Genomic DNA, 15,520 nt, shown 5'->3' on the forward strand with positions numbered 1-15,520 from the left:
CCTTATTGAGGCTGAGACGGCAGCTTGAGATAACCCGGTTTGGGTGATGTGGCCTTTGTGGTGGAAGAGCTGGAGGCCGAATCATCATCTTCCCCAGCCGGGAAGATTGGGTTGGGTTCGTCATCCTGTGCTTTTGTGGCGGCTGCGGCCTTGTTTTCCGTAGTGCTGGCGGCCGTATTTGCGGTGTCTGCCGGAGGCGCAACAACCGGGGCATTTTCTGGCACTGTTACAGGCGATGTAGCCTGCCCGGTTTTGGCTGCGGAAACGGGGGAAAGTGCTTCTGGTGTCGCGGCTGCGGCAGTTGCCCCTGTGGTGGCTCCCGTTGTGCCATCAGATGTAAGAGGCTGGGCCTGAATGGCGCCATCCACCGGCATACCCCCGGCATCCACCAACCATTTGGTGAGGGAACGATGCACCTGTGTGTCCAGCTCGGTATTGATGCTGTCCATCATCCCTTTGGTGACGTTATACAGGTTGGCCTGGCTTTCCGTATCCTCGGTAGGGTCCGGGTGCAGGCTCTGGCTGGCATGGGCTTCTGTATGGGCGGCCTTGCTGCCATCAGGGTTTAGAATATCCAGATGCACATCTATCTGGCCCTGCAACGTGCCGCCGGGTTCGTGCAGGATAGAAGCCCGATCAATCACAAACTGGGCAGAGTTGGCACTGGTAATGCCCCCTTTGGCGGCCAGCCTGTCCTGCACCATCTGGCGCAGCGCCTGCACGGGCGGGGTAGGGGATTTATAGCCAATATCGCCCGCAACAGGGTGGGTTACGGTGTTATCCACCAATGTCAGCGTGTTTACGTTGAGGTTGATCTGGCTGAGGTTATCATACCGTAGGGGGGCAAACTGCGTTGGCTGCTTTTGCTCCGCGCAGCCAGCCAGCAGGGCAGGCAACAGCAGTGCGGCTGTTAGGCCAGAAAGGCGCATGCGGGAAAACAGCATCATGGCGCAAAACCTCTTGTGAACTTTATCTGACATTCTAAAAATGCCTGCCTTTAGGCACATATTCCATGCCAGCAACGCCCCAAGATATTGCGCTTGTGGCCCTGCTGGCAAACCCTGCTGCGTGTTTATTGTGTTTGCGTGGCAATATCCTTGCGAGCAAAGCGGAAATCCACATTACAGAACTCGCAAGTCATCACGATGTTTCCATCATCCTGGCACATGTGGTCCAGATCATCCTTGGGGAAGGTTTCCAGCACATTGGCCAGCCGTGCGCGGGAGCAGCGGCAGCCAAAAGCCAAGGCCCGCGGTTGGCTGACATGCAGGTCTTCTTCATGGAAAAGCCTGTTGAGCAGTTGCAGGCTGGGCAGGTTGTCATCCAGCAGTTCCTTGGCGGAAAGTGTGCCTGCCAGAATGGTGGCTGTTTCCCAGCTTGCTTCTGCGGCATCATCTTCCACCACGTGGTTGCCGCCTTCACCCGCAATGCGTTCCAGAATCAGCCCGCCTGCGCGCCAGCCTGTATCTGTCATCTGGCAGGCCAGCATAATCCAGCAGGCGTGCTGTTCACTGCTGGCAAAGTAATGCATGGCCATTGCAGACAGATCATCCCCTGCAATGTCCACAATACCCTGATGGCGGTCCATTTCCGGGCCTTGGTCCACCGTAAGGGCCATATAACCATTGCCCAGCAATTCGCGGTCTGTGGGTTTTGGGGTTTCGGCCAGCAGGGTTTCCAGTGCCTCATCATCCGTACGGGCGTAAAAGCGTAATGCGCCGGTATTGGTGCAATCTGCCACCAGCATGGAAACCGGGCCATCACCTTTTATCTGGAGGGAGAAAGAGCCCTGAAACTTCAGGGCCGAGGCCAAAGCCGCCACCAGTGCCAAAGCCTTGCCCGCAAGGCGTGTTACAGGGGCGGGATGATCATGCCGTGTGAGCAACGTATCGGCCAGCACGCCCAGCCGCACCAATCGGCCGCGCACAGGCCGACCAGCCAGATAAAACGGTGTAACACCACCGGGCACCACCAGATCAGGCACATCGGGGCGGTCACGGTCAAGAAAAGCGGGTTTTTCCATGGAGTATAAGTCTGTCCTGAGTCCATCAAGGATACGGAAATATCAAGAAACTGCGCCTGATGCGTGCGGACTCTGAGGGTGCTTTTCAGGCGGACAAAAGGAACAAGGTGGAAAGCAGGGGGTTATGCCCCTGCGGAAATATCCAGCTCCAGCTTTTCCAGCTTCTGTTCAAGCGCGCGGGCGGTCTGGGCATCCATGCTCAAACCATCCTTGAGCGCAAGAAGCAGACCTTTGCGGCAGGCATCATGCTCACTGTCCAGATCTTCCGTGCGGCCACAGCCAGCCAGACAATCCAGATAGGAGTTACGGAATGGTGCCAGCTTTTCTGCCGGAAAAGGCAGGGTGGCCAGAATGGCGTCCAGACTGCTTTCCACCCAGCCAGGGGTGGCGGGTGCATCTTCGGTTGATGTCATGAAAACTGTTTTGTCTGTGCCGCTCATGTGCTTATTCCTTGCCGAAAGAGGTCCAGTTTGTGCCGCCCATTGTCCATGCCAGTACGCCTTTCTGGGCATGTAGGCGGTTTTCCGCCTCATCAAACACCACAGAATGCGGGCCTTCAAACACGTCCTTGGTCACTTCTTCCCCTATATGGGCAGGCAGGCAGTGCATGAACAGGGCATTGGGTGCGGCAAGCGCCATTAATTCCGCATTCACGCGGTAAGGTTCCAGTTTGCTCATGCGGGTGGCGGCTTCCTTGGGGGAATCAGACATGCTCACCCATGTATCTGTCACCACGCAATCCACGCCCTTAACGGCGGCTTTTGGGTCTGCCGTCCATTCCACATCACCGCCTTCAGCACGGGCCCAATCCAGCACATCCTGCGGGGGCTTCATGTCTGCCGGGGTGGCGGCACGCAGGGCAAAGCCAAAACGCACGGCCCCTTCAATAAGGGAGACAAGCACGTTGTTGCCATCACCTGTCCACGCAAAGGTGCGGCCACGTACGGGGCCACGATGTTCCTCAAACGTCATGATATCGGCCAGAATCTGCACCGGATGGGAATGAGGGGTGAGGCCATTGATAACGGGCACCGTGCTCCACTGTGCCAGTTCGTGCATGGTTTTTGTATTGCCTGTGCGCAGCATAATGGCATCTACAAAGCGAGAGAGCACACGTGCGGTATCGGCAATGCTTTCACCGCGGCCAATCTGCATTTCTTGCGGGCTCAGCACCACGGCATCGCCCCCAAGCTGGCGAATACCCACCTCGAAAGAAACACGGGTGCGGGTAGATGGCTTGGAGAGAATAAGCCCCAACTGCCGCCCGGCCAGTGGTTGGCGCGGGTGCAGCGGAAAGCGACGGTTCTGCTGCATGCGCTTCATGCTGGCGGCTACATCCAGAATCTGGCGCAGGGTTGCGGCATCCAGGTCTTTCAGATCCAGAAAATGGCGTGGCGTTGCCAAGGAGGAAGAGTGCAGGGCAGTAGTCATGTTGGCGGCGTTCACGCTGTTGGCTCCAGAACTGTTTTGTTTTTATGGTTTTCTCTGATGGTGCTGACAGCCTGAACCAGCAGGGCCACAGCCTTACGGCATTCTTCTTCGGAAACGGTAAGCGGCGGCACAAGGCGCAGCACGTTATCACCCGCCGTTACACACAAAAGGCCCGCATCCTGCGCAGCCCCCTGTACATCACCCACGGCAGGTACGCAGCGCAGGCCAATCAGCAGGCCAAGGCCACGGCGCTGGGCAAAAATATCTGGCGCATCGGCCACAAGGCTGTCCAGCAGTTCATCCAGCAGGGCAGCGCGGGCGCAAACCTGATCTAAAAAGCCGGGGGCCAAAATAACATCCAGCACAGCATTACCTGCCGCGCAGGCCAGCGGGTTACCGCCAAATGTTGTGCCATGTGTGCCCGGTGTCATGCCCTTGGCAATGGTTTCTGTGGTAAGAATGGCCCCAATGGGGAAGCCCCCGCCCAAACCTTTGGCCGTGCTGACAATATCTGGCTTGATGCCTGCCCACTCATGCGCAAACAGACGGCCCGTACGGCCAACGCCACACTGCACCTCATCCAGCGCCAGCAGCACGCCAGTTTCATTACACAGTGCACGCAGTGCACGCAGATATTCCGGGCTGGCAACCTTAATGCCGCTTTCACCCTGAATGGGTTCCAGCATAACGGCGGCCGTGTTGGGGGTAATGGCGGCTTTTACGGCTTCAATATCGTTGAACGGAACGTGCAGGAAGCCTTTTACAGGCTCACCAAAGCCTTCCAGATATTTCGGGTTGCCGGTGGCAGAAAGCATGGCCAGCGTGCGGCCATGAAAAGCTCCATCCATGCAGATAATTTCTGTGCGTTCGGGGTGGCCTGCCATCATCTGGGCGCGGCGGGCCATTTTCACCATGCCTTCGTTGGCTTCCGCGCCGGAATTGCAGAAGAACACGCTATCGGCAAAGGAGTTTTCAACCAGCCTGCGTGCCAGCTTTTCCGCCTGCGGAATCTGGAACAGGTTGGAAACATGCATCACCTTTGCAGCCTGCTGGCTTACGGCTTCCACCATCTTGGGGTGTGCGTGGCCAATGGAGCACGTGGCAATACCTGCGGCAAAGTCCAGAAATCGTCGCCCGTCCGACGTGTGCAGCCAGGAGCCTTCTCCCCGCTCAAAGGCGAGGTCAGCGCGCTTGTATGTCGGCATCAGGGCAGAAATCATGGAATCTGGTCTTTGTGCTGGCGGTTGATAAACCTGCATGGTGAGAAGTGGAGTGCAGAACGAAAAACGCCCGCTGCCTTGATATAAGGTGAGCGGGCGGCCCGTATTGCGGGCGCATCATGGCCTTTTGTGCGGGTTGAAGTCAAATATTCTGTGCGGAAAATTGTGCATATGCAACATGCGCGGCATGGCCTGTTGCATATTTTCCTGCATGGCGGGAATGGGTAAGAAAAAGGGATGACGCATTCTGGCTCTTCCTCACACGCATCTTCATCATCGGGGTTTCCGCAGCTTGATCGCCGCGTATTGCGCGAGGCGGCATTGGCGCATCTGGCACGTTTTGGCACCACGCGCCACGGGCTGGAACAGGTACTTCTGCGCCGGATTGCACGGTGGGAGAAGCAGGCCCTTAAAGCCGGAGTGGAGGCAGAGGATGTGGCCGCAGCCGCACAAGCGCTGCGCCCCTTAGTGGCTGAAATAGCAGAAGAAATGGTGCGCCTTGGCGCGGTGGATGATGCCAGTTTTGCCACATCTCGCGCACGCAGGCTGGTGCGGTCTGGCCGGTCTGGCCGGGCGGTGCAGGCGCATCTGGCTGCGCGTGGGGTGGAGGCAGATCTGCGCGATGCCGCCTTGCGGGATGCAGTGGAAGGGTTTTCTCCTGCGCAAAGAGAATTGTGTGCCGCACTGGTTCTGGCGCGCAAGCGCAGGCTGGGGCCCTTTGCCACACCTTATGTTGCGGATGATGAGGCCGATACCGAGCAGGCCCTTGCCCGCAGGCACAAGGCGCTGGGGGTGCTGGCGCGTGCGGGATATGCGCGGGATGTGGCGGAACAGGTTTTGGATATGCCCCCCACGGAAGCGGAGGACTGGATGCAACGTTTGAGGGCCGAATCGTGAAGCGTAGCCTTGTTCTTGTTCTGCCTTTATTACTTGCGGCCTGTGGCGGCGGGCGCGGAAGCTGGAGCGGATCTGTGCAGTGCGCGCCCTATGCGCGGGAACATTCTGGCGTAAACCTGCGCGGTGCGGCGGCCAGCTGGTGGGGGCAGGCACAGGGGCAGTATGCCCGCACATCCTCCCCCAGGCCGGGGGATGTTCTGGTGTTTCGTTCTACCGGCAGGTTGCCTTCTGGCCATGTTTCTGTTGTGGAGCAGGTGCGTAACTCGCGCCTTGTGCTGGTGGATCATGCTAATTGGGAGCCAGGGCGGGTAACACACCATGCCCCCGTGGTGGATGTTTCCCCCAACAATAACTGGTCGCGTGTGCGCGTGTGGTGGAGCCCCATTCATGCCATGGGCAAAACGGTTTATCCCGTTTATGGTTTTATTGAACCAACAGGCACGGGCGGAAGTTAAAACCCAGAAGGCGGGTTGGCCACGCAAGGAAAAACTTGCAAGAATGTGTTTGGGCCATCATGTACAAACAAGATGTGCAGCGCATGATCATTTTGGCCGTGTGCCGCAAGTGTAGGGGACTGGTTTGATGGGTAGCTTGAGTATCTGGCACTGGCTGATTGTGCTTGTGGTTGTGCTTGTGGTTTTTGGTGGGGGCGGCAAAATCAGCTCATTGATGGGTGATATGGCCAAGGGCATCAAATCCTTCAAGAAACACATGGCGGATGATGAACCCATGGATGAGAGTGCCGCACGTTCAGGCAGCGGGCATATTGCCCCGCCAGCATCTTCTACGGTGGAGCAGCGCACCGCAGCCCCAGCAGATAAATCTGTTCAGCCGTAAGGTGCAGGCAGTTCAGGCGAGCAGATAAAGCCATGGATCAGACCGTTACGGATTTTGCCCGTGCTGTGCAGGATATTCTGTTTGCCGGGCAGCGGATGGATCAGCGCGGATGGGTGCCAGCTACAGCAGGCAATATCAGCCGCAAGCTGGCAGATGGCCGCATAGCCATTACGCGCTCTGGCTGCCACAAAGGCTTCCTACAAGCGGCAGACGTGATTACTGTGGATATGCAGGGCAAACCGCATAGCCCGGAAAACCGGCCCAGCGCGGAAACGCTGTTGCATTGCCAGATTTACCGCCATTTCCCGCAAATGGGCGCAGTGCTGCATGGTCATTCCGTGGCCTCCACTGTTCTGTCCATGGAGGAAGAAACAGCAGCACTTACGCTGGCGGACTACGAAGTTCTGAAAGTGTTTGAAGGGCAGACCACGCACGCAACATCCGTGCAGGTGCCCTTGTTTGAGAACGATCAGGACATTGCGCAGCTGGCAGACGTGGTAGAACCGTTTTTTGGCACAGGCATGCCAGCGGGCTACATTATTCGCGGCCACGGTGTATATGTGTGGGGCAAGGATATGCCCACCGCCCTTGCGCGGCTGGAAGGGCTGGAGTTCCTGCTGGCCTGCGCGCTTGAGCGAAGGAAACTGCACGTATGAGTTCCCTGACAGTTTACAAGGATACCACCCCCGAACACCCCGTGCTGCAAACGCAGGACCCGGCAGAAATGGCCCGCGTTCTGGCACCACTGGGCGTGCGGTTTGAGCGCTGGGAAGGCCCGCAGATTCCCCCAAGGGATGCGGATGAGCAGGCCGTGCTGGATGTATATGGCCCGTTTCTGGATAAGCTGATGGGGGAAACAGGCGCAGGCTCTGCCGATGTGCTGCGCGTAAGCCCTTCTACGCCCAATCGTGATGCCTTGCGGGACAAGTTCCTGTCCGAACATACGCATAGTGAAGATGAAATCCGCTTTTTTGTGCACGGTAGCGGGCACTTCATTCTGCATATTGCCGGCTATGTTTACGATGTGGAATGCACGCAAACAGATCTGATTTCTGTGCCAGAAGGCACAAAACACTGGTTTGATGCCGGGCCAGAGCCAGATATGGTCACGCTGCGCATTTTCACACACAAGGAAGGCTGGGTAGCCCGCTATACAGGCACCGATATTGCCCGGCAGTTTCCATCTTACGAAAACTGATTGAGGGCATAATGGCCGATACCCGGATTCCTCCGCGCGTGGTGCTGCTGGATATTGAGGGCACCACTTTGCCAGTGGCTTTTGTGCATAAAGTGCTGTTTCCCTATGCGCGCAAACATCTGCCCGCATTGCTGGCGCAGCATGATAACCCGGTGGTGCAGGAAGCACTGGCCCAGATTGCCCAAGCTGCTCCCGGCGTGCCTCCGCTGGAGCAGCTTGAGCGCTGGATGGCAGAGGATGCCAAGGTGGCCCCGCTTAAAAGCCTGCAAGGTTTGTGCTGGCAACAGGGGTATGAAAAAGGAGAGCTGGAAGCCCAGCTTTACCCGGATGTTGCCCCCACCCTAAAGGCATGGAAAGCCGTAGGGCTTATACTGGCCGTGTATTCCTCTGGTTCTGAAGCCGCGCAAAAGCTGATTTATGGCTATACCGCGCAGGGGAACCTGACCTCGCTATTCAGTGCATTTTTTGATCTGCGCGTTGGTGGTAAGAAAAACGCGCAAAGTTATCGCCATATTCTGGAACAAAGTGGCTGGCAGGGGCAGGATGTGCTGTTTCTGTCCGATGTGGTGGCAGAACTGGATGCAGCAGCCCAAGCGGGCCTGCGTGTATGCCAGATTGCCCGCCCGGAAGATGGCACGGTGGCAGGTACTACCCATCCTGTAGCGCAATCTCTGCCGCAGGCGGGGCAGATGTTTGGCCTGCCGGAAGGAGCATAAAAAGTGCTGAAAGCCCGGTTGCACACAAACTGGCGGGATATTCCGCCGGAAGCGCACGGCTGTGCGGCAGCGCTTGGCAATTTTGATGGTGTGCATCTGGGCCACGCCCATCTGGTTCATTCCACTCATGCCGCCCGGCCAGATCTGCCCTTGGCGGTGGTAACGTTTGAACCCCACCCGCGTGAGCTTTTTCGCCCGCAGGATCCACCATTCCGTCTAAGCCTGCCAGATGAGCGCTTTGCCGCCCTGCAGGCGCTGGGCGTGCAGCATGTGTTCCAGATCGGGTTTGATGAAGAGTTCTCCCGCATGACGGCAGAGCGGTTTGTAGAAGACGTGCTGCATGATGCCCTGTGCCTGCGCCACGTTGCCTGTGGGCCGGACTTTGCCTTCGGCTATCGGCGCGGGGGTGATGTTACGTTTCTGGCCGAACGCACGGGTGAGCTGGGTATGGGCTTTACATCCGTGCCAGCGCTGGCAGATGCGGCAGGGCCGTATTCCTCCACCCGCATCCGGCGGCTGTTGCAGGAAGGGTATCCCGAACGCGCAGCGGAAGAACTGGGCCGACCGTGGTTTATTCGCGGGCAGGTGCAGCATGGTGATAAGCGCGGCCGTCTGCTGGGCTTTCCGACAGCCAATATTCCACTGGGGCGGCATCTGGAACCCGCACGTGGGGTTTACGCCGTAACAGTGCGCCTGCCTGGTGGGTATACACGCCCCGGCGTGGCCAATATTGGCCGCAGACCCACCATTAACGATGGGCAGGAAAGCCGCGTGGAAGTGCACCTGTTTGACTTTGATGGTGATTTGTACGGCCAGACACTGTCTGTAGCGCTGCATAAAATGCTGCGGGCAGAACAGCGCTTTGCCGGGCTGGATGAACTCAAGGCCCAGATCGCGCAGGATGCGCAGCAGGCACGCGTGGTTCTGAACGCCGAACTGGCAGGCATATAACCCCTCTGTAAAAGTGCGGGCAGATGGGGCAGAATATATTTTGCGGCTGCCATGTGGCCGTTCATGCTTGACCCTGCGCTTGTCCTTTTTGATAAGAGCCTGAATGCAAGATGGTTTGACCAGCACATGCGGGGCCAGACCATGAACCCGAACTGAAGTGACATCACCCGCTCATGACCACATCCAGTAGCGACCAGGACACCCAATCCCCCGCCGATCTGTATCGTGATACGGTGTTCCTGCCCCGTACCTCTTTCCCCATGCGTGGAGGCCTGCCAAAGCAGGAACCCCAATGGCTTAAAAATTGGGAAGAAACCGGGCTGGATGCGCGGCTGAAACAGCAGGCGGAAGGGCGCCCCACCTTTACGCTGCATGATGGCCCCCCGTATGCCAATGGCCACCTGCACATTGGCCATGCCATGAACAAGATCAACAAGGATGTGATCAACCGCGCCCACCGCATGTCCGGCTATGGCGTGCGCTATGTGCCGGGGTGGGATTGCCACGGCCTTCCGATTGAATGGAAGGTGGAAGAAAAATACCGCAAGGCAAAAAAGGACAAGGATTCCGTGCCTGTGCTGGAGTTCCGTGCCGAATGTCGCGCCTATGCGGCAGAGTGGCTGAACATTCAGATGCAGGAGTTCAAGCGGCTTGGCGTGCAGGCGGAATGGCAGAACCGCTACGCCACCATGGATTTTTCATCCGAAGCGGCTATTGTGAATGAAATCGGCAAGTTCCTGCTCAACGGGCGGCTGTATCGTGGCCTGCGCCCAGTGATGTGGAGCCCGGTTGAAAAAACCGCTCTGGCCGAAGCGGAAATTGAATATCACGATCACACCTCCACCACCATTCTGGTGGCCTTCCCTGTTGTGCGGGACCCCACGCCAGCTCATGCGTTGGAAGATGTATCGGTTGTCATCTGGACCACCACACCGTGGACCATCCCCGGCAACCGTGCCTTGGCTTATGGGCCGGAAATCACCTACGTGGTGCTGCGGGTGGATGAAACAGGTGAGGGCGCATTGCTTGAACCCGGCGCAAAGGTGCTGGTGGCCGAAGCGCTGGTGGATGCCTTCTGTCAGGAAGCCCACGTTACTGCGCATCATATCCTCTACACCCTGCCGGGCAGCGCGCTGAAAGGGGCCGTATGCTCCCATCCGCTGCGTGGTGCGGGCTATGATTTTGATGTGCCCATGCTGCCGGGTGAATTTGTAACGACCGAGGCTGGCACCGGCCTTGTGCACATGGCGCCTTCTCATGGTGAGGATGACTTCCAGCTTTGCCGCATGTACGGCGTGGAAGTGCCTGAAGTTGTGCAGGCCGATGGCACATATGCGCCGTGGGTTTCAGGCTTTGCAGGCACGCATGTGTTCAAGGCGGCAGATGTTATCTGCTCCACGCTGGAAGCGGTGATGGAACATGCCAACGCCAACGGCACAGCCCCGGCTGGGCTGGTGGGGCGTGGTGAAATTGTGCACTCCTACCCACATTCATGGCGTTCACGCGCACCGGTTATCTATCGTGCCACGCCGCAGTGGTTCATCCGTATGGATGGTGAGGATTCGCTGCGTGAAAAAGCTCTCAAGGCGCTGGAAGATGTCACCTTCGTGCCCGCACAGGCGCGTAACCGGCTAACATCCATGATCCGCACCCGCCCAGACTGGTGCATTAGCCGCCAGCGTGCATGGGGCGTGCCCATTGCCGTGTTTGTTGAAAAACGCACAGGCGAAGTGCTGCGTGATGCCGATGTGATGCAGCGCGTGGTGGATGCCTTTAAGGAAGAAGGGGCAGATGCGTGGTACAGCTCTGAACCCGCACGCTTCCTCGGCCCGGATCGTAATCCAGATGATTATGATCAGGTGTTCGATATCGTGGATGTGTGGTTCGAAAGTGGCTCCACCCATGCCTTCGTGCTGGGCAAGCCGGGGCTGAGCTTTCCGGCCGATCTGTATCTGGAAGGCTCGGACCAGCATCGGGGCTGGTTCCAGTCTTCCCTGCTGGAAAGTGTGGGCACGCGTGGTGTTTCACCTTACAAGGCATTGGTCACCAATGGTTTTGTTCTGGATGAGCAGGGCCGTAAGATGTCCAAATCCCTCGGCAACGTGATTGCCCCGCAGGATGTGAATGACAGCTTGGGCGCAGACGTGCTGCGCCTGTGGGTGGTGAACTCCGATACCAATGATGATCTGCGCATTGGCAAGGAAATTCTCAAGCAGCAGGGTGAGCTGTATCGCCGCCTGCGCAACACGCTGCGCTGGCTGCTGGGTGCGCTAGATGGCTATACAGAAGCAGAAGCCGTGCCGTATGCCGAGCTGCCAGAGTTGGAACGCTGGGTGCTGCATCGCCTGACAGAACTGGGTGGGCTGATTGCCCGTGCAGTGGAAACACATGAATGGGTGGGGGTATATCCGGCCCTGCATGGGTTCTGCACCACAGATCTGTCTGCATTCTACTTCGATATCCGCAAGGATGCGTTGTATTGCGATGCACCTTCCAACCCCACACGGCGCGCGGCTCGCACAGTGCTGGATATTCTGCAACGCTGCCTGACAACGTGGCTGGCCCCCGTGCTGGTGTTTACGGCGGAAGAGGCATGGACATCCCGTTTTGGGGCAGAACAAAGCGTGCATGAGCAGGCCTTCCCCGAATTGCCGGCGGAATGGAATGATCCGGCACTGGATGAACGCTGGGCGCGTATTCGTTCCGTGCGGCGTATCATCACCACGGAAATTGAAGGTGCACGGCGTGAGGGCACCATTGGTTCCTCCCTTCAGGCACAGGTTGAACTGACGTTCTCTGAAGAAGAAGCCGCACTGTTCGCCGGTGTAAACTGGAGCGAACTGGCCATTGTTTCCCACGTGGATGTGGTGGTGGACCCCACATCTTCCTCGATTTACGTGGAAGGGGATGAAGGCGGCACGCTGCATGGTGCGCCGGTTGTGCAGGTTGCAGACGGTGAAAAATGCGTGCGCTGTTGGAAGGTTCTGCCAGAAACCGGCACGCGGGATGATTACGCTGGCTTGTGCCTGCGCTGCGCCGATGTGGTGGAACAGCAGGGTGGCCCACACACAGGGCAGGAGGGCGCGTGAGTTCTCGCCCCTTCATGCTGCGCCCGGCAGGCCTCGGCCTGCTGGTGCTGATGCTGACCCTTTCAGCAGATCAGCTGAGTAAATACTGGATTCTGTACGGGCTGGATCTGCCCGCGCGGGGTTCTGTTAAAGTGTTGCCATTTCTTAATTTCACCATGGTCTGGAACCACGCGGTTACTTTTGGCATGTTTGGCGGCCTTGGTGGGGCGGGGCGTATTGTATTTTCTGCCATTGCTCTGGCCGTGGCCTGCTGCCTTCTGGTATGGATTTTCCGTACCCACAGCAGGCTGACAGCCATGTGTGTTGGCGCCATTACGGGCGGGGCCATTGGCAACGTTATGGACCGTGTGCGCTATGGGGCGGTGGTGGATTTTCTGCATGCCCATGCTTTTGGGTGGTCATGGTATGTATTCAACGTGGCGGATTCCGCTATAGTATGCGCCGTATGCATGCTGCTGGTGCAGAATTTTCTGGCAGGCAGCCCGCAACAGGATAACGTAAAAACCGGGTAATCCCCAAAGGGCTGGGTGTTTTTTCAGGATGAGTGGAAGGCAGACGATGGCGCGCCGTGTTTCGACACTGATTTCTCCGCTGCTGCTTCTTGGCGGCTGCTTTTTGCTAAGTGGCTGTTCAGGGAATGAGGCCGCCCGTGCGTTCGGGCTGGAGCGCAGCCTGCCGGATGAATACACGGTTACAACCCGTGCCCCGCTTTCCATGCCGCCATCAGATGAGCTGGTAAAGCCAACAAAAGGTGATGACCGCCAGCAGGATGAAAGTGAACGCCTACAGGCGCTGGAAACACTTTCCCCCGATGTGGCGCTGCGTGGCACAAACGGTGATACCAGTGAAGGCCAGACCATTTTGGTGAACGAAGCCACAGAGGCATCGGATGCGCCGGATCGGGGTGAACTGGGTGAAGCCGGTTCGGGCTTTGTGCAGGAGCTGATGTTCTGGAAAGGCGGCAAGGCGGGGGCCGTGGTGGATGCGGATGCAGAAAACCGCCGCCTGAAAACCAATGCAGCCCTTGGCAATTCACCCACCAAAGGGGTTACACCCACACAGCACGCCAAAGGCTCTGGTCTGTTCTGATCAGAAAGGTCTGACGCATGTCCGGCCTGTTTGCTGAACCCGGTATGGATACAAATCCGCCCACAACACCGGCCCATGTGCGGCGGCTGCCAGAAGTGATTGTGAACCGCATTGCCGCAGGTGAGGTGATAGAACGCCCTGCCGCAGCAGTGAAGGAGCTGGTTGAAAACGCCATAGATGCAGGTGCCCACAGGCTGGAGGTTTCTCTGGCAGGTGGGGGTGTGGACCGCATTATCGTTACCGATGATGGTATGGGCATGTCTCCTGCCGATCTGGCGCTGGCGGTGGACCGGCACTGCACATCCAAACTGCGCGATGAAACATTGGTGCATATCAGCACGCTCGGCTTTCGGGGGGAGGCTCTGCCTTCCATTGGCGCGGCAGCGCGGCTGTGCATTACCTCTCGCCCAAGGGGGGAAAGTGGCGCGTGGCGTATTCGGGTAGAGGGCGGCAAGGTTTCTCCTGTTGAACCCGCAGCCGGTGCGCCGGGCACCAGCGTGGTGGTGGAAGATCTGTTTTTTGCCACACCTGCGCGGCGCAAGTTTTTAAAAAGTGCCCGTGTGGAAGGCCGACACGCTGAAAACGTGGTGCGGCGTCTGGCTTTGGCTGTGCCTCAAACGGCCTTTCGCTTTGTGCTGGATGAGCGCGTGCTGTTTGATCTGCCCGCGCAGGATATGGCCGCACGTTCTGCCGCCTTGCTGGATGCCAGCGAGGCAGATGGTTTTCTGGAAATTTCTGGTGAACGCGATGGCATGACCCTTAGCGGGTTTATTTGTCCGCCATCGGTGCATCGTTCTACGGCCAATGGGCAGTTCATGCTGGTAAATGGCCGCCCGGTGGTGGACCCGGTGCTGAAAACTGCCGTGCGCGTGGCCTATAGGCGCGTGATTGAACCCGGCAGGCACCCCGTTGTTGCACTTATGCTCACGGTGCCGCCGGATAGAGTAGATGTTAACGTGCACCCGGCCAAAACGGAACTCCGTTTTGCAGATGAAGCCAGCGTGCGCTCTCTGGTTATTGGCACCATTCAGCGCGCATTGGAGCACGGAGCGGGGGACGTAGGGGTGCGGCCTGTTCTTTCCTCTGCCCCACGGCAGGCGCGTATTTGGTATCCGCCCGAAAAAGGGGCAGTTCCGCCGGTGCCTGCTCCCGCGTTTCATGCCCCAACGCCAGAAGGCGCACGTTTTGCCGAAGGCCGGTTGCAGTTTGGTGATGCCCCGGCAGCCAGAACCTTGCCGCCTGTTGCCATGCCTTCATCTGGCACTGGGTGGGATCTGCCGCAGACCTCTGCAAACGCAGAGGTAACGCCCCCCCATGCGGCAGCTATGGCCCCAGCACAGCCAATTGCGGCAGATCACCCTTTGGGGGCGGCTATCGCGCAGGTGTTGGATACATATATTCTGGCCGTGGCGGCAGATGGCAGTCTGGTTCTGGTGGATCAGCACGCAGCGCATGAACGGCTGACGCATGAACGCCTGCGGGCGCAATTTTTAAGCGGGCATGTGCAGGCGCAGCGTTTGCTGGTGCCCGATGTGGTGGACCTGCCCCGTGCACAGGTGGACCTGCTCCTGGCCCGCCAGCCCACGCTGGAAAAACTGGGTGTGGAAATTGAAGCCTTTGGTGGCGATTCCGTTCTGGTAAGGGCTTTGCCGGCCATGCTACGCAGCAGTGATGCCGTAAATCTGCTGCGTGATCTGGCAGATGAGCTGGAAGCGGATGAAAACGGCGCGCCGGATGAAATGGCAGCGCTTGATGGGCGGCTGGATGCCGTAATTGCCCGCATGGCCTGCCACGGCAGTATTCGGGCCGGGCGCAGGCTGAGTGTTGAGGAAATGAACGCGCTGCTTCGCCAGATGGAAGAAACACCCCGCGCGGGCACATGCTCACACGGGCGGCCCACATGGCTGAAGCTCAGCAAGGCTGATCTCGAAAAGTTGTTTGGCCGCCGCTAGGGATATGGCTGTTCTGCGTGGTGTGATCGGCTGAACGTGAACGGCCACCCGCTGGCATCAGCCTGCAAAAAAGAGCAGGTTTACAGCCTCTTTATATAACCTGAATGGTGGTGATGC

Annotated in this window: 16 protein-coding genes; 11 read left to right on the forward strand and 5 right to left on the reverse strand. The window is 58.2% G+C overall.

The features are described 5' to 3' along the window. Positions 1 to 2 precede the first annotated feature (2 nt). From CSR02_RS07065 to CSR02_RS07085, 5 genes are all read right to left on the reverse strand, one after another. A complete protein-coding gene (locus CSR02_RS07065) occupies positions 3 to 980 on the reverse strand; it encodes a RodZ family helix-turn-helix domain-containing protein (RefSeq protein ID WP_244176852.1) in 978 nt (325 codons plus the stop codon). Positions 981 to 1,072: 92 nt separating this feature from the next. Beyond that, positions 1,073 to 2,023: an Hsp33 family molecular chaperone HslO gene (gene hslO, locus CSR02_RS07070; RefSeq protein ID WP_099541047.1), complete on the reverse strand. Its 951-nt coding sequence runs from the start codon at positions 2,021 to 2,023 to the stop codon at positions 1,073 to 1,075. Positions 2,024 to 2,145: 122 nt separating this feature from the next. Then, positions 2,146 to 2,463, reverse strand: coding sequence for a hypothetical protein (locus CSR02_RS07075; RefSeq protein WP_042788477.1), 318 nt, complete (start codon positions 2,461 to 2,463; stop codon positions 2,146 to 2,148). A 4-nt stretch (positions 2,464 to 2,467) separates the two neighbouring features. Further along, entirely contained in the window at positions 2,468 to 3,454 is a 987-nt protein-coding gene (argF, locus tag CSR02_RS07080; RefSeq protein ID WP_099541135.1) for an ornithine carbamoyltransferase, read from the reverse strand. Between the two features lie 11 nt (positions 3,455 to 3,465). Further along, positions 3,466 to 4,713 (reverse strand): aspartate aminotransferase family protein, encoded by a 1,248-nt coding sequence (locus CSR02_RS07085; protein ID WP_183172574.1) that lies wholly within the window; start codon positions 4,711 to 4,713, stop codon positions 3,466 to 3,468. Between the two features lie 198 nt (positions 4,714 to 4,911). Here CSR02_RS07085 and CSR02_RS07090 point away from each other — a divergent pair, with 198 nt between their 5' ends. From CSR02_RS07090 to mutL, 11 genes are all read left to right on the forward strand, one after another. Continuing rightward, positions 4,912 to 5,571: a RecX family transcriptional regulator gene (locus tag CSR02_RS07090; RefSeq protein ID WP_099541048.1), complete on the forward strand. Its 660-nt coding sequence runs from the start codon at positions 4,912 to 4,914 to the stop codon at positions 5,569 to 5,571. Then, positions 5,568 to 6,026, forward strand: a complete 459-nt coding sequence (locus CSR02_RS07095) for a CHAP domain-containing protein (RefSeq protein WP_099541049.1) — start codon at positions 5,568 to 5,570, stop codon at positions 6,024 to 6,026. The genes CSR02_RS07090 and CSR02_RS07095 overlap by 4 nt, the downstream gene beginning before the upstream one ends. A 127-nt stretch (positions 6,027 to 6,153) precedes the next feature. Beyond that, on the forward strand, positions 6,154 to 6,408 hold the full coding sequence (locus CSR02_RS07100; RefSeq protein WP_042788480.1) for a twin-arginine translocase TatA/TatE family subunit: 255 nt from the start codon (positions 6,154 to 6,156) through the stop codon (positions 6,406 to 6,408). A 32-nt stretch (positions 6,409 to 6,440) separates the two neighbouring features. Next, positions 6,441 to 7,064, forward strand: a complete 624-nt coding sequence (locus tag CSR02_RS07105) for a methylthioribulose 1-phosphate dehydratase (RefSeq protein ID WP_099541050.1) — start codon at positions 6,441 to 6,443, stop codon at positions 7,062 to 7,064. Further along, positions 7,061 to 7,606, forward strand: coding sequence for a 1,2-dihydroxy-3-keto-5-methylthiopentene dioxygenase (locus tag CSR02_RS07110; RefSeq protein ID WP_099541051.1), 546 nt, complete (start codon positions 7,061 to 7,063; stop codon positions 7,604 to 7,606). Before CSR02_RS07105 ends, CSR02_RS07110 begins: the two co-directional genes overlap by 4 nt. An 11-nt stretch (positions 7,607 to 7,617) precedes the next feature. Further along, a complete protein-coding gene (gene mtnC / locus CSR02_RS07115; protein ID WP_099541052.1) occupies positions 7,618 to 8,322 on the forward strand; it encodes an acireductone synthase in 705 nt (234 codons plus the stop codon). 3 nt (positions 8,323 to 8,325) lie between these two features. Beyond that, positions 8,326 to 9,273, forward strand: a complete 948-nt coding sequence (locus CSR02_RS07120; RefSeq protein ID WP_183172573.1) for a bifunctional riboflavin kinase/FAD synthetase — start codon at positions 8,326 to 8,328, stop codon at positions 9,271 to 9,273. Between the two features lie 173 nt (positions 9,274 to 9,446). Next, complete coding sequence (ileS, locus tag CSR02_RS07125) at positions 9,447 to 12,362, forward strand: isoleucine--tRNA ligase (RefSeq protein WP_099541053.1); 2,916 nt, start codon at positions 9,447 to 9,449, stop codon at positions 12,360 to 12,362. Then, positions 12,359 to 12,874 carry a signal peptidase II gene (gene lspA, locus CSR02_RS07130; protein WP_099541054.1) on the forward strand — a complete coding sequence of 172 codons (516 nt, stop codon included), beginning with the start codon at positions 12,359 to 12,361 and terminating at the stop codon, positions 12,872 to 12,874. The genes ileS and lspA overlap by 4 nt, the downstream gene beginning before the upstream one ends. Before the next feature lie 46 nt (positions 12,875 to 12,920). Beyond that, on the forward strand, positions 12,921 to 13,451 hold the full coding sequence (locus CSR02_RS07135) for a DUF3035 domain-containing protein (RefSeq protein WP_042788487.1): 531 nt from the start codon (positions 12,921 to 12,923) through the stop codon (positions 13,449 to 13,451). Positions 13,452 to 13,468: 17 nt separating this feature from the next. Further along, positions 13,469 to 15,403 (forward strand): DNA mismatch repair endonuclease MutL, encoded by a 1,935-nt coding sequence (gene mutL / locus CSR02_RS07140; protein WP_099541055.1) that lies wholly within the window; start codon positions 13,469 to 13,471, stop codon positions 15,401 to 15,403. Positions 15,404 to 15,520 lie beyond the last annotated feature (117 nt).

The sequence above is a fragment of the Acetobacter pomorum genome (assembly GCF_002738225.1).
Classification (GTDB): domain Bacteria; phylum Pseudomonadota; class Alphaproteobacteria; order Acetobacterales; family Acetobacteraceae; genus Acetobacter; species Acetobacter pomorum.